General features: G+C 65.9%; 13 protein-coding genes. 3 read left to right on the top strand and 10 right to left on the bottom strand.

Annotated features, from left to right (window positions below):
- Positions 1–25 precede the first annotated feature (25 nt).
- From ACX40Y_RS09810 to ACX40Y_RS09800, 3 genes are read left to right on the top strand one after another with little or no spacing between them, the layout of a single operon-like run.
- Complete coding sequence (locus ACX40Y_RS09810) at positions 26–1,309, top strand: metal-dependent hydrolase family protein (RefSeq protein WP_459119370.1); 1,284 nt, start codon at positions 26–28, stop codon at positions 1,307–1,309.
- Positions 1,306–2,964, top strand: a complete 1,659-nt coding sequence (locus tag ACX40Y_RS09805) for a GH39 family glycosyl hydrolase (RefSeq protein ID WP_459119369.1) — start codon at positions 1,306–1,308, stop codon at positions 2,962–2,964. The genes ACX40Y_RS09810 and ACX40Y_RS09805 overlap by 4 nt, the downstream gene beginning before the upstream one ends.
- A gap of 50 nt (positions 2,965–3,014) precedes the next feature.
- Complete coding sequence (locus ACX40Y_RS09800) at positions 3,015–3,347, top strand: hypothetical protein (RefSeq protein ID WP_459119368.1); 333 nt, start codon at positions 3,015–3,017, stop codon at positions 3,345–3,347.
- Between the two features lie 342 nt (positions 3,348–3,689).
- Here the strand turns inward: ACX40Y_RS09800 and ACX40Y_RS09795 are convergent, their stop codons facing one another.
- The 10 genes from ACX40Y_RS09795 to ACX40Y_RS09750 all read right to left on the bottom strand — a co-directional run bounded on the left by ACX40Y_RS09795 (position 3,690) and on the right by ACX40Y_RS09750 (position 12,966).
- Positions 3,690–4,937, bottom strand: coding sequence for a type II toxin-antitoxin system HipA family toxin (locus tag ACX40Y_RS09795; RefSeq protein WP_459119367.1), 1,248 nt, complete (start codon positions 4,935–4,937; stop codon positions 3,690–3,692).
- Positions 4,938–4,939: 2 nt separating this feature from the next.
- Positions 4,940–5,233 (bottom strand): helix-turn-helix domain-containing protein, encoded by a 294-nt coding sequence (locus ACX40Y_RS09790; protein WP_459119366.1) that lies wholly within the window; start codon positions 5,231–5,233, stop codon positions 4,940–4,942.
- 336 nt (positions 5,234–5,569) lie between these two features.
- Entirely contained in the window at positions 5,570–6,325 is a 756-nt protein-coding gene (arsH, locus tag ACX40Y_RS09785) for an arsenical resistance protein ArsH (protein ID WP_459119365.1), read from the bottom strand.
- Positions 6,325–7,404, bottom strand: coding sequence for an ACR3 family arsenite efflux transporter (gene arsB, locus ACX40Y_RS09780; protein WP_459119364.1), 1,080 nt, complete (start codon positions 7,402–7,404; stop codon positions 6,325–6,327). The genes arsH and arsB overlap by 1 nt, the downstream gene beginning before the upstream one ends.
- Before the next feature lie 4 nt (positions 7,405–7,408).
- A complete protein-coding gene (arsC, locus tag ACX40Y_RS09775) occupies positions 7,409–7,837 on the bottom strand; it encodes an arsenate reductase (glutaredoxin) (RefSeq protein ID WP_459119363.1) in 429 nt (142 codons plus the stop codon).
- An 11-nt stretch (positions 7,838–7,848) separates the two neighbouring features.
- Positions 7,849–8,181, bottom strand: coding sequence for an ArsR/SmtB family transcription factor (locus ACX40Y_RS09770; protein WP_459119362.1), 333 nt, complete (start codon positions 8,179–8,181; stop codon positions 7,849–7,851).
- Between the two features lie 232 nt (positions 8,182–8,413).
- On the bottom strand, positions 8,414–8,623 hold the full coding sequence (locus tag ACX40Y_RS09765) for a DUF2274 domain-containing protein (protein ID WP_459119553.1): 210 nt from the start codon (positions 8,621–8,623) through the stop codon (positions 8,414–8,416).
- 15 nt (positions 8,624–8,638) lie between these two features.
- Positions 8,639–11,050 carry a DUF6265 family protein gene (locus tag ACX40Y_RS09760; protein ID WP_459119361.1) on the bottom strand — a complete coding sequence of 804 codons (2,412 nt, stop codon included), beginning with the start codon at positions 11,048–11,050 and terminating at the stop codon, positions 8,639–8,641.
- A 123-nt stretch (positions 11,051–11,173) separates the two neighbouring features.
- A complete protein-coding gene (locus ACX40Y_RS09755; protein WP_459119360.1) occupies positions 11,174–11,914 on the bottom strand; it encodes a LytR/AlgR family response regulator transcription factor in 741 nt (246 codons plus the stop codon).
- Positions 11,911–12,966, bottom strand: coding sequence for a sensor histidine kinase (locus ACX40Y_RS09750; RefSeq protein WP_459119359.1), 1,056 nt, complete (start codon positions 12,964–12,966; stop codon positions 11,911–11,913). The genes ACX40Y_RS09755 and ACX40Y_RS09750 overlap by 4 nt, the downstream gene beginning before the upstream one ends.
- Positions 12,967–12,984 lie beyond the last annotated feature (18 nt).

Below are 12,984 nucleotides of genomic sequence, written 5' to 3'. Positions count from 1 at the left end.
CGGGAGACTAGAATGGGGGGAGCGAATGGCCAAGCACTGGTTTGCGGTTCTGGCGGCATTCGCCCTGGGCAGCGCGGCAGGCGCGCAGCAGGCCGAGGCACCTCCCATTCTGCTCAAGCCCATGGCGGTGTTCGACGCGGTCGACGGCCAGGCGCATCCCGGTTGGGAGGTGCTGGTGCGCGGGGAACGCATCGTCGCGGTCGGGCCGGACCTCGCCGTGCCGTCGGATGCCGTCGTGGTCGCGCTCGATGGCGACACGCTGATGCCCGGCATGATCGAAGGCCACGCCCATCTCTTCCTTCACCCGTACAACGAGGCGAACGGGGACGATCAGGTCCTGCACGAGCCGCTGGCGCTACGCACTGCGCGTGCCGTGGCACAGGCACGCGCGACACTGCTCGCCGGCTTCACCAGCCTGCGCGACCTCGGGACCGAGGGCGCCGGTTATGCCGATGTGGGGCTCAAGACGGCGATCGACCAAGGAATCGTCGAGGGGCCGCGGTTGCAGGTGGCGACACGCGCGATCGTCGCTCTCGGCGCTTATGGGCCCAAAGGGTTTGAGCCAGGCGTCGCGGTGCCTCAAGGGGCGGAGGAAGTCTCCGGTCCCGATCAGATGGTCGCCGCCGTACGCCGACAGATTGCCGCGGGCGCCGACTGGATCAAGCTCTATGCCGATTATCGCTGGCGCGCGGGCGAAGAGAGTCGCCCCACGCTGAGCCTCGAAGAAATCAAGGCCGCCGTCGCCGCCGCGCACGACGCCGGGCGACCGGTCGCGGTGCACGCCGCGACGGCCGAAGGGATGCGTCGTGCGGTCGAAGCGGGGGTCGATACGATCGAGCATGGCTATGGCGGCACCCTCCAGATCTTTGCCGCGATGGCCGCGAAGAAAATCGCGCTCTGCCCAACGCTTGCCGCCTCGGACGCAACCTCGCGCTATCGCGGCTGGAATGGCGCGGAGCCCGCGCCCGCTGCAGTCCGCGTCAACCGCAACAGTTTTAGGCTCGCACTCCGGGCCGGGGTACCGATCTGCATGGGCGGCGACGTCGGCGTCTATGCGCACGGCGACAATGCCCGGGAGATGGTGCTGCTCGCGGCTGCGGGCATGCGCCCGTCGGACGTGCTGATGGCGGCGACGTCGGGTAACGCGCGCTGGGCCCGGGAGGCCGCGAGGCTTGGCAGCGTAAGGCCGGGCCTGCTCGCCGATCTCGTTGCCGTCGCCGGCGATCCAACGCGCGACATTCAGACGGTGCGCGCGGTGCGCTTCGTGATGAAGGGCGGCAAGATCGTGCGGCTGGAGCAGGCCAAGTGAAGCCGCTGCTCCTATCGCTCGCCGCAGCGGCAGTCGTTTTGCCTGGCGCGGCCGCTGCCGATCCAGAGCCGATCGCCGTCACCATCCAAGTCGACGCTGCGCGTGACGAAGGCCCGGTGCGGCCGGTCTGGCGCTTTTTCGGTGCCGACGAACCGAATTACGCGACAATGAAGGACGGGCGCACCACGCTCGCCACCCTCGGCGCCCTGCTGCCGAACCAGGTCTATTTTCGCACGCACAACCTGTTCACCTCAGGCGACGGCACGCCGGCCCTCAAATGGGGCTCGACCGGCATCTACCGTGAGGATGCGCAAGGCCGCCCGATCTACGACCGGATGATCGTCGACCGCATCTTCGATACGTATCGGGCGCGCGGTGTGAAGCCCTATGTGGAGCTGGGCTTCATGCCCGAGGCAATGTCTACGAAGCCCCAACCTTACCAGCACGACTGGCGTCCCGGCAGCGGCACCCTTCGCACCGGCTGGGCCTATCCGCCCCGCGACTATGCCAAATGGGAAGAACTGGTGTTCCAGTGGGTGCGCCACTGCGTCGCGCGCTATGGCCGCACCGAAGTCGCCAGCTGGTATTTTCAGACGTGGAACGAGGCCAATCTCCCGCAATATTATTGGGGCGGCACGCGCGAGGAGTTCTTTCGGCTGCACGACAGCGCGATCCGCGGCGTGCGGCGGGCGCTGCCCGAGGCGCGCGTTGGCGGCCCGGACAGCGCAGGTGCCGGCGACGACTTTCTCGCCGCTTTCCTTGGCCATGTGAAGGCCGCCGGCACGCCCACCGACTTTCTCTCCTTCCATGCCAAGGGGCAGCCGGTGGTGGTGACGGGTGCGCTGGGCAGCTATGTCCGTATGGGTCTCGACACGCATCTTCGCGCTGCCGACCATGAATTCGCCACGATCGCCGCGGATCCGGTGGGCCGGACCAAGCCGATCATCATCGGCGAGTCCGATCCCGAAGGCTGCGCTGCCTGCCAGGGCCCGGCGAATGCCTATCGCAACGGCACGATGTATTCGAGCTACACCGCCGCGACACTCCCGCGCCTCCAGGCGCTCGCCGCCCGGCGAGGCCTGACGCTGGAAGGCGTGCTGTCCTGGGCGTTCGAGTTCGAGGACCAGCCGCCCTTCGCCGGCTTCCGCCAGCTCACCTCCGCCGGCATCGACCTGCCGGTGATGAACCTGTTCAAACTGCTCGCGAAGATGCGCGGCCATTATGTCCACGCCGCATCGGACCATCAGGTGCCGCTCGATATCGTGTTGCAAGAGGGTGTGCGCGGCGTCCCCGACGTCGGCAGTATCGCGAGCCTGGAAGGCGACACGCTGTCGATCCTCGTCTGGCACTATCTTGACGACGACGTACCGGGGCCGGAAGCCGAAGTGACGCTGAAGCTTAGCGGCCTGTCGGCAGCGTTCGCGCGGGGGGCGCGGGTGATGCATTATCGGATCGACCAAGTGCATTCAAACGCGTTCGCCGCGTGGCGCGCCATGGGATCACCGATCGCTCCCAGCGATGCCCAGCGCACGGCGCTGATAAAGGCCGCGGCACTGGCGACGATCGACCCGGCGCCGACGGCCCTGGCGGGTTCAACGACGCGATTCCAATTGCCGCGGCAGGGCGTCTCGCTTCTGGTCGTGACGCCGAGATAGTTGTCGCGTATAACAATAGGACAAAATCAATCGTTCGGAGGGGAAGTGCGATGATGCTGGCAGCAACGATGGCGACGCTCCTCTTCATGGGATCGCTGGGCATGGCGGGCGCCGATGCCATGCAAACCTCGCAGCAAGCCTATGAGGCGATGCCCGACACCGCAGGCACCGGCCCCTACCCCGCCGTCAAGCGCACCGCTCCCGCGTTCCCAGACTATGTCCTCTACCAGCCGGCCGACCTGTCGAAGCTCGGCGGCAAGAAGCTGGGCGACGCGGCGGAAGTTCAACCCTCGATTGCCATGTCCGGTCCGCTGACACGAATGGCGCAAACCGCGCGCGACCGAACTGACGTGATGTGGTGGACGACCTCCGCACCAGCGTAGTTGTGCAATGATGTGGTCGTTGTAGGTCCACGTCAGTGCCCATTTTTGACCGGAAATGGTGCGCTTACAGGACTCACATCGGGCGCTGCAGCCCGCAGAAAAACGTGGGTTTTGGCGGAGCCTGCGATCCGTGGCCCCTTCGTGGCCCACCAAAAAATCTGGTCCGAAACCCGGACACGAACCCTCGCCCCTTGAACCCTTTTGGTACTTTTTGGACGTGATTCGCGGCGCGCTTTTCGGGCGATCAGGGTCAATTATTCAGCGCCGGTCATACATGTTCCGGCAGAGTGATTTCTAAGCGGTGCCGCTCGCGAGATCGCGTCGCATGCCGGACGAAGTGGATCAGCGCTTGCCGCATGCCTCGAGGATCGGGGTCATCGCTCTGACATGCGCATCGATGCGCTCAAGGACGTTCAACGGAACAACCTCACGCTCCGGCAACTTCCACCAGTGCGCATGGACGCGAGCCACCGTCTCCACCACGGCTTCGAGAACCGCCGGTTCGGGCAGGCGCGCGCGATTTGCGAAGACCTTCCAGCGATCTGCCGTCAGCGCCTTGAACGAACGTTCGCCACCTAGCGACAGCGCGAGAGTGTCCGCTGGGAGATAGGGGACGGTCGACAGCACGTCGTAGATTGGCGCCAGCGCGGCAAGGTTGCCGTCGCCGGAATAGATTAGCGACCAGTTCTTGAGGTGCATATCGCCATTGCCGGTGATCACGGCCAACACCAGTCGGCGTACGAATTCGAGCGCGGCCGCCGGAGAGATCGCCACACCCAAGGCAGCGGCGATGTCGTGATAGGCCGCGGCATCGTATTTCCGCGACGGATAGGCACCGAACACCTGGGCGAAATCTTCGATGTGGATCCTTTCGCCCGATGGTCCGCGGTCGAAGCGCCGTATCAGCAGGACCTTGCCCTCGGCCAAGGTATCGAAGTCCTCCGGGATTCCGTCGAAATCCGATTTGTCGACCAGTTCGCGCGCCGGCACGTCCATGCCAATGGCCGCCGCCAGTGCCAGATTAGCCAACTCGTTTTCGGACACGCCGGGAAATGCGGTCGACGGAAACTTGGCTATATATTGGCCCTGTCCATCTTCGAGCGGAATGGTCAGGCCGCCTCCCTTGCCGGTGTTCTTCATCACCGACAGCTTCATCTGCACGCCGGCAAGCGAGAAGCGCGCCTTGGGCGTGCTCGCTGCTGCCTCCGGCCGTGCGACGTTGAAGCCCTCGCTCGGGATCACCCGCACCGCGCCCGGCAGATCGGTGCCGAGGGCCGCCAGAAGGTCGAAATCATTGCCCGGACGGACCGCCCCGGCATGATGCCTTTCCATCGCGTCCCGCAGCTTGTCCTCTGGAAGCAGGTTCGCAAAAAAGGCAGGCAGCGCACCGGCCAAGGGCTTCGGATCCCTTCGCAGCCCCCCTGCCGCTGCGCGGAAAGACAGACTGAGGATCGGGTAACCGCCGGTGGCCCGATAGGCGGGGTCAAGGCTGAATGCGTTGAAGTCGCCTGGCGTCCGGACGATCACGCCGACCTTCCTCGCGTTCAGGAAGACATCCAGCGACTGGGTGGCCTGCGGAACCTGCGTCACCTTCAATCCCCCTGCGGGACGAAGGCAGCTAGATCCTCGTCGTGCTGAGGCTGCAGCAACGCGCGCACGGCGGGTATCATCGCTTGTGGCACCAGCATCACCTCAAGCCCAAGGGCCCGCGCAACATTCATCAGCGTCGTAGCACGCGCGGCGGCAACTCCAGTTTCAATATCCCGGTAGCGTGGCCGCGAGATGCCAGCCAAGTCCGCTACCTGTTCTTGCGTCAGTCCGGCGGTCCGCCTGGCCTCGCGCAATCGCTCACCAATTTCCTGGAGGGTCGCTGACGGCGCGTCCACGATGATCCCCTAACATATCATACTTGCATCCATTGATACGGGAAGAGATCACATTCCCCGGCGCATGTCAATTAGATTGAAACGTTTTCGTATCATAGATCGCAGAATGAAATGAAAACATATCATTTCTCGACCAAGGCATAGTCGGCTACGAGCCCGTTACGATCTGGGTCCGCACACCCGCACGCCGTGGACATAGCGTCGATACGGGCAGCCATCTCGTCGATCGACGACGGCACCTCTTCGAATAAAATCGCCTTATGCTCGACGACGGGCCATAGATGGCGTGTTCGTCAGCGGCATCGGCTATCGTCGCAGGTCGCACGGACACGGCGCTCACGCCCGCTTCCCCTGTGGCGCGATGGCAATGCTCGACAGATCAGCGGCCGGATCGATGGCGACGCCCGCCTGCTTTCGTTCCGAATAGCGATCGACAAGCTGCGGCGTGTGCGGACGGAGCAGGACGGTGAAGCGCACCAGTTCCTCCATCACGTCGACGATCCGGTCGTAATAGCTCGATGGCTTCATGCGGCCTGCGTCGTCGAATTCCTTGTAGGCCATGGCGATCGAGGACTGGTTGGGGATGGTGAACATCCGCATCCAGCGGCCGAGCAAGCGCAGCGTGTTCACCGCGTTGAACGACTGCGAGCCGCCGGACACCTGCATGACGGCCAGCGTCCGCCCCTGCGTCGGGCGCATCCCCTTCATTTCGAGCGGCAGATGGTCGATCTGCGCCTTCATGATGCCGGTGATCTGGCCGTGCCGCTCGGGACTGCACCAGACCTGGCCCTCGGACCACAGCGCCAGTTCGCGCAGTTCGTGCACCGCCGGGTGATCGTCGCCGGGCACCTGGTCGGGGAGCGGCAAGGTGGAGGGATCGAAGATGCGCGTCTCCGCGCCGAACAGGCGCAGCAGGCGGGCCGCTTCCTCGACCGCCAGGCGCGAAAAGGAGCGTTCGCGCAGCGAGCCGTAGAGCAACAGGATACGGGGCGCGGGATCGAGCAGCCCCAGGCCCGATGCGGGCTTGGAATGGACAAAGGCGGCATCGAGTGCCGGCAGCGTGTCCGGATCTTCCAGCGTGCGTAGCGGCATCAGGCAGCAGCTCCCCGCTCATACCATCCTCGCGAGGCCATTACGATCGAGACGACCGACAGCATCACCGGCACTTCGACCAGTACACCGACGACCGTCGCCAGCGCCGCACCCGATTTGAGCCCGAACAGCGAGATGGCGGCGGCAACCGCCAGCTCGAAGAAGTTGGACGCGCCGATCAGCGCCGCGGGTGCGGCCACGCACCAGGCCACGCCGAACCGGCGGGACAGCCAGTAGGCGAGACCGGCGTTCAGATAGACCTGGATGAGGATCGGCACCGCCAGAAGCGCGATCACCAGAGGCTGCGCGACGATCGCCTCGCCCTGGAAGCCGAACAGCAGGACCAGCGTCGCCAGCAGCGCGACGAGCGACGCGGGACCGAGGCGGCCTAATAGCCGGTCGAGCGCCGCCTGCCCGCCGCGCGCCAACACGGCGCGGCGGACGAACTGGGCGGCGATCACCGGCACGACGATGTAGAGCAGCACCGAGATCAGCAGCGTGTCCCATGGCACCGTCACCGACGCCACGCCGAGCAGCAGCCCGACCAGCGGCGCGAAGAGAAACACCATCAGCACGTCGTTCAGCGCGACCTGCGACAGCGTGTAAGTCGGGTCCCCCTCGCAGAGGTTCGACCACACGAACACCATCGCCGTGCAGGGCGCCGCCGCGAGCAGGATCAGGCCGGCGATGTAGGAAGGCCCCTCCCCCGCCGGCAGCAGCGGTGCGAACAGCCAGCCGATGAACAACGTGCCCAGCGCCGCCATCGAGAAGGGCTTCACCGCCCAGTTGATGAACAGCGTGACGCCGACGCCCTTCCAGTGCTGCCGCACCGAGCCGAGCGCGCCGAAGTCGATCTTGAGCAACATGGGGATGATCATCAGCCAGATCAGCACGGCGACGATCAGGTTGACGCGCGCGACTTCGGCCGACGCGATCGACGCGAAGACGCCAGGCAGCAACTGCCCCAGCCCGATGCCGGCGGCGATGCAGAGCAGCACCCACAGCGTCAGATAGCGCTCGAAGGTGCCGATGCCGGGACGCGCAGGTGCTGCGTCCAGTGTAGGGGAAACCGTCGACATGGCGTCAGCGCACCCGTTCGCCGGCGGCATCGACCACCTGTTCGCCATCCTCCTTGGCGAACGCCCCGCGCTGGGCGGCCGGCAACAGGTCGAGGACGGCTTCGGAGGGGCGGCACAGCTTCACCCCCAGCGGTGAGGCGACCAGGGGACGGTTGATTAGGATCGGGTGCGCCATCATCGCGTCCAGAAGCGCATCGTCGGACAGCGACGGGTCGTCCAGGCCCAGCTCGGCGTAGGGGGTGCCCTTTTCGCGCAGCAGGTCGCGCGGGCGCATCCCGGCGCGGGCGATCAGGTCGACCAGCATCGCCCGCGAAGGCGGGGTCTTCAGATACTCGACGACATGCGGCTCGATGCCGGCATTGCGGATCATGGCGAGTGCGTTGCGCGACGTGCCGCACTCGGGGTTGTGATAGATGATGATATCGACGGCCATGGCACGTCCTTTCAGCAGCAGGGGGCGAGTTCGGCGACGAGCGGCGCGCACAACTCGGCGCTGCCCGCACAGCAATCCTTGACGAGGAACAGCGTCAGCGCGCGCAAGCCCGCCAGGTCGGCGCGATAGATGATCGAGCGGCTTTGCCGCTCGGAGCGGATCAGGCCGGCGCGTGCGAGAATACCGAGATGCGCCGACATGGTGTTCTGCGGCACCTCCAGCTGGCGAGCGATCTCCCCCGCCGCCATGCCGTTCGGCTCGTGCCGCACCAGCAGGCGAAACACGTCGAGGCGTGTTCCTTGGGCAAGGGCCCCCAGCGCAGCGATGGCCGATTCGTTTTCCATATATCTAGCATAGCGGATATATTACCCTCACCGCCAGTGCAGAGTTCAGCCTGCGATGGTATCCCCGCTCAGCCCGGACGACGGGGATTTGGCGCTGGCCCGTTTGCGGAAAAGCCGAGGGGACTGATTGGAGGCCGGCTCAGGCCCCCCCCCAATACCGCCGCTCGACTGAACCGTCTTGCCGCCTGAGTATCTGTTCAAACGAGGAAGCGGTTTCGCTACCCCCTGCGCTTCACCGGGTTACGCTGCGCGCACGCGCGAAGCCGCGATCGCTATCCAGAAAGGACGCGAGCATTGCCGGAATCAGATCCGTCACCGCCTCCTTCTGCCCATAGGTCTCGGCATATAGCGCAGCATAGTCCTGCAGCCGCCGGTGCAGTTCGGGCGTAATGAGGATCGCCAGCTTGACGGTCTTTCGATCCGGCAGCTTGGCGAGTTTCAGCCTGACCGATGTGACTCACCGATAGTCGTGTGTGCCGATTTGCCTGAATAGCGCAAGCGATCCGTCGGCCCGGCGGCGCCACAGGCGCAGGCCACCCCCTTTCACGACGCCAGAAGCGTCTGAAGATCGCCAGTTTACCTGGAATTTCGGGTACTCGATCACATAGGCACCGAAATCTTCGAAGCCGACATTCCAGACGCGCACCGAGTCGAAAGTCACGCCCCGGCCGCGCTCCGTGTAGGCGAGCAGATAGGGCCGGATCTCAGCGATGCCGGTCTTGTTGGTGTCCGCGAACGGCATGACCACTGCATCCTCGGCATAGTCGGCGATCTGCGTCTCCGCGTCGTGGGTCCGGACTGCGACGGCGTTGCGCTCGTTCCTGGCGCGCAGCGTGCGTTCAAGCGCCGGGTCGGCGGCGGAGGGGCGCTCGGCTGATGGATGGCCCTTTGGCAGATCGACGAAGAAGGCGGCAGGATCGGGCAAGCGACGGAAATACCCCCGGACGTCGGATTTGAGCCGCAGGCTGCCATCCGGCTCCACGCCCCACACATGAAAGTATTTGCCTCGCTCTTCCTCGGTGGCGCCGGTCGCGAGCGACCAGCTGATCGTGAACGTTCCCGTTTCGACAATGGCTTTCCCAAGATCGAGGATTTCGTTGGCCACGGGCACATAGCCGGTCACCCGCCGCCGCTTCCCCATGGCGCTGTGATAGGCGGCGATCTGCGCCGCCCCCTGCAGCGCGGGCTGATAGTCGAGCATGCTCTTCGCATCGGCGCGATAAAGCGCAGCGAGCATGCCGGGGTCGTTCGCGATCATTGCCTCGCGCACTCGTTCGTGCGCGGCAGTTACGCGATCCTCCACCGTGGTGGGCGGGCCGAACAGCAGGGTGCGCGCGAAGAAGGGCAGCACGTCGGTGTAGAAGCGCCCTTGTTCGCCCCAATGCCGATCGCCGAAGCCGCCGCCATGTTCCTCGGCTTCATGCGCTACGCCGAACTCCGCCAGGCGATGGGATAGCACCTGGGCGCCATAGACGTGATCGGCGATCATATCCTGCCGCCCCCAGTCGAACTTGAAACCCTGAAGCGACTTCAGATTGTCCGTATAGGCAGGCAGCAGCTCGGTGAGCGAGAAGGCCTGTTGGAACCGCGCGGTGATGGCGCTGTCCACGACGAGCCGGCCATCCGCCCGCCGCGCCGGGGGATCGAAATAGAGCGGCGGCCGGTTGGGGTTTGGCGAAAAAGCCTGGTAGATCGACGTGAAAATACGCGAGTAGCCGTCATCTCCCAGGTCGTCGAGCGATCGCGCGCGCGCCAGCAGGTCGAAATCGGGGCGACTGTGCGACGGTTGGATGCTCGGCCCGGTCCCCACCGGATTCATGCCATACACCACGCCGAAGAGCTCGGGATGGCGCATCCCGAAGCGGATCGCGCCGTAGCCGCCGACACCGTCGCCGACCACGCCGCGGGAGTTCCGGCTGGCGAGGGTGCGGTAGGTGGCGTCCACATGCGGCACCAACTCGCGCACCATGCAGTCTTCCCAATTTCCCGTGGCCGGCGAGTTCACGTACCAGGAACTGCCTGCGGGCGTGGAAAAGTCGGCGACGACGACGATCACATCGCCGATCATATGCTCCCGGATCGCCGCGTCGAGCAGTTCCTTCGCACCATGGCTGGCGAAGGGCTCGCGATGATCCTCGAAGAAGTGGGGAAGATAGTAGAGAACGGGGAAGCGGCGCTCGGGCTGCGAATAGCCGGGCGGCAGATAGACGGTGAGGTTGCGGATCGGGGAGATGCCGATCCTGCTCCCGCCGAAGCTCGCCGATCGCAGCTGCTCGGTGATCAGCCGCCCCTGCTGTTGCACGGTGCCCGCCGGGACGCCGGACTGGCTGGGCACGGACGCGGATTTGCGGCGGAACGGAATCACCAGCGTCTCGCGTTCCTCACCGTCCGCGCGATTGAGGAAATAGACGGTGAAGCTGTCCGGCCCGGTTCGCGAGAAGGTGATGCCGTCGAAGTAGAAGTTGGTCGCATCGCGATCAACCAGCGGGCGGTCTACATAGCCCGACTGCGCTTCCCAGCCGGCAAGCTCGGGCGTGAAGTGCTTGACCCGCACCGTCAGCGAATCGCCCGCCTCGGCGAATACGCTGATCTCGTAGAACACCGGGCTTCGGTCGCCGAGCGCCCGTACGAAGCCGGGGAGGTGGCCGAAGCGGGGGCTGAGCACCACATGCTCCACCGGGCCGTCCGGCATCTCGCCGATCCAATGTCCCTCGATCCACGCCATGTCGGCGATCGTCGCGCGCGGGGCGGGGCTACTGTCCACGCGGAGCTTGATCATCGCCCGCGGGCCAGCGGGCTGCGCCCGGGACAGGCCGGTGGAGAACAAAGCGGCCAGCGCGAGCGCCACCGCCAGAAGCCGACGCCGCACAGACGGATCTTTCGCCCAGCCCATGTTCACCCCTCCCGTTCCGGTACATCGGCATCCGGCCCCAAAGGGTTTGCGCAGGCAACGCGATGTCGCCGAGCGGGACCGCCGCATCGGCAGGCGGGATCAGCGCCGCAAATAAACGTCGATCGCCTGCCGGTATCGTCGACTGAATCGCAGTTCCGTACCGCAGACGAGCCGCACCGTGCCGTCACCATGGGCGCCGGAGCGTATCTCGCTCACGCGGTCGAGGCGCACGATCGCCGAGCGGTGGATGCGCGCGAATGCCTCGCGTGGGAGGCTATGCTCCAGCGCGGCCATCGACTCGCCGAGAAGCACCGCACGCCCGTTGCAATGCACCTCGGCATAGTCACCGGCCGCCGCAATCCAGTCGATCTCGTCGAGCCGGACCAGCCGGACGCTCCCGTTGGACCGGACTACCAGCCTCGGCGCCTCGCCAAGCGCCCGAAGCATCGATCGCAGCCGATCCCCGCGCCCATTCGTGGCGGCAAGCTGCCGCCGGGCGCGATCGAGGACCCTGGCAAAGCGAAGATCGTCGAAGGGCTTGAGAAGATAATCGAGCGCCTGCGCCCCGAAGGCGCGGAGGGCGTAGGCGTCGAACGCCGTCACGAACACGATCAGCGGCATCGCATCCACGCCGACGGCTTCGATCACGTCGAACCCGCTCATCTCGGGCATCTGCACGTCGAGAAAGATGAGATCGGGCCGCAGTGCCTCGATCGCCGCGATGGCGGCACCGCCATGCCCTGCCTCGCCGATCACCTCGAAATCGCGTTGCAAGTCCAGCGGTGCACGAATGGCGCGGCGCGCGAGCGGCTCGTCGTCGACGATCAGTGTCCGGATCATCGCGGGACCATCAGCGTGACGCGGAACCCGCTCCCCGGTGCGCTCTCGATATCCAGCGACTGCCGTTCGCCGTATAGCCGGCGAAGGCGCCGACGCGCATTGCCCAGCCCGACCCCTTCGATAACCGCGCCCGCGCCCGCGCCATCATCGGCCACGACGATCCGGACCGTATCGCCCAGCAGCTCGACATGGATGTCGATCGTCCCGCCCGCGACGATCGGCGCAATGCCGTGGCGCACCGCATTCTCCACCAGCGGCTGGAGCAGCAGCGCCGGCACTTGCGTCGCAAGCGCTTCGGGGTCAACATGCCGGACAACGCGGAGGCGGTTGCCCAGCCGCGCCACCTCGATGGCGACGTATGCGTCGGCAAATTCGATCTCGTCGGCGAGTGAGCATTGCTGCGTGCGGCGCTCGTTGATCGACAACCGCAGCAGATCGCCCAGCCGCGCAATCAACCGCTGCGCTGTCACCGGATCGTCGGGCACCAGGGCGGAGATGGCGTTGAGCGTGTTGAACAGGAAGTGCGGCTGCAACTGCGCCCGCAGCGCCGCCGTCTCCGCCTCGGCAAGCTGCGCCTGAAGGCGTGCCGCGGCGACTTCGCGGTCGCGCAGCGCGCGATAGGCACGGGCGCCGAGCACGATGCCGACGATGATCGCATAGATCATCAGGTTTACGTGAACGGTGCTCGTCAGCTTGCGCAGCAGCAGCTCCGTGCTCCAGGCGGCCCATGCCGTCCTGCCGTAGATCACCGCGTTCAACATTGTGTAGAGCGCTGCGTGCAGGACGGCGATGCAGATGCCTGCCGCCAGATGGACCGCCGCCAACAGCGGCACGCGCCGCTCGCTCGCGAAGCGGCGCGCCACCGCCACCACCGGCAGCGTCAGCACCGCCCAGGGCGCGTACCAAAGGATACCGTTGGCGAACGCCACACGCCATGGCTGGGCCGTTCCGGCAGTGAGGCCGGCGACATAGGTCTGCGCCGAGGTGATCAGGGCCACCATTAGCCAGAGGACCCAGATCGCGGCGAGGCGGAGAAGGTGGCGCTCGGGCATGACGATCGCGCGCGATCA

Source organism: Sphingomonas sp. RS6 (genome assembly GCF_054489705.1).
Note: the sequence above shows the minus strand (reverse complement) of the source record. Positions and strands in the feature narration are given on the sequence as shown.

What these genes read in the sequence shown, in the direction of transcription:
- ACX40Y_RS09810 (WP_459119370.1), top strand. Translation starts at nt 26, where the DNA reads ATGGCCAAGCACTGGTTTGCGGTTCTGGCGGCATTCGCCCTGGGCAGC.
- ACX40Y_RS09800 (WP_459119368.1), top strand. Translation starts at nt 3,015, where the DNA reads ATGATGCTGGCAGCAACGATGGCGACGCTCCTCTTCATGGGATCGCTG.
- arsH (WP_459119365.1), bottom strand. Translation starts at nt 6,325, where the DNA reads ATGCCGCTACGCACGCTGGAAGATCCGGACACGCTGCCGGCACTCGAT.
- arsB (WP_459119364.1), bottom strand. Translation starts at nt 7,404, where the DNA reads ATGTCGACGGTTTCCCCTACACTGGACGCAGCACCTGCGCGTCCCGGC.
- arsC (WP_459119363.1), bottom strand. Translation starts at nt 7,837, where the DNA reads ATGGCCGTCGATATCATCATCTATCACAACCCCGAGTGCGGCACGTCG.
- ACX40Y_RS09770 (WP_459119362.1), bottom strand. Translation starts at nt 8,181, where the DNA reads ATGGAAAACGAATCGGCCATCGCTGCGCTGGGGGCCCTTGCCCAAGGA.
- ACX40Y_RS09755 (WP_459119360.1), bottom strand. Translation starts at nt 11,914, where the DNA reads ATGATCCGGACACTGATCGTCGACGACGAGCCGCTCGCGCGCCGCGCC.
- ACX40Y_RS09750 (WP_459119359.1), bottom strand. Translation starts at nt 12,966, where the DNA reads ATGCCCGAGCGCCACCTTCTCCGCCTCGCCGCGATCTGGGTCCTCTGG.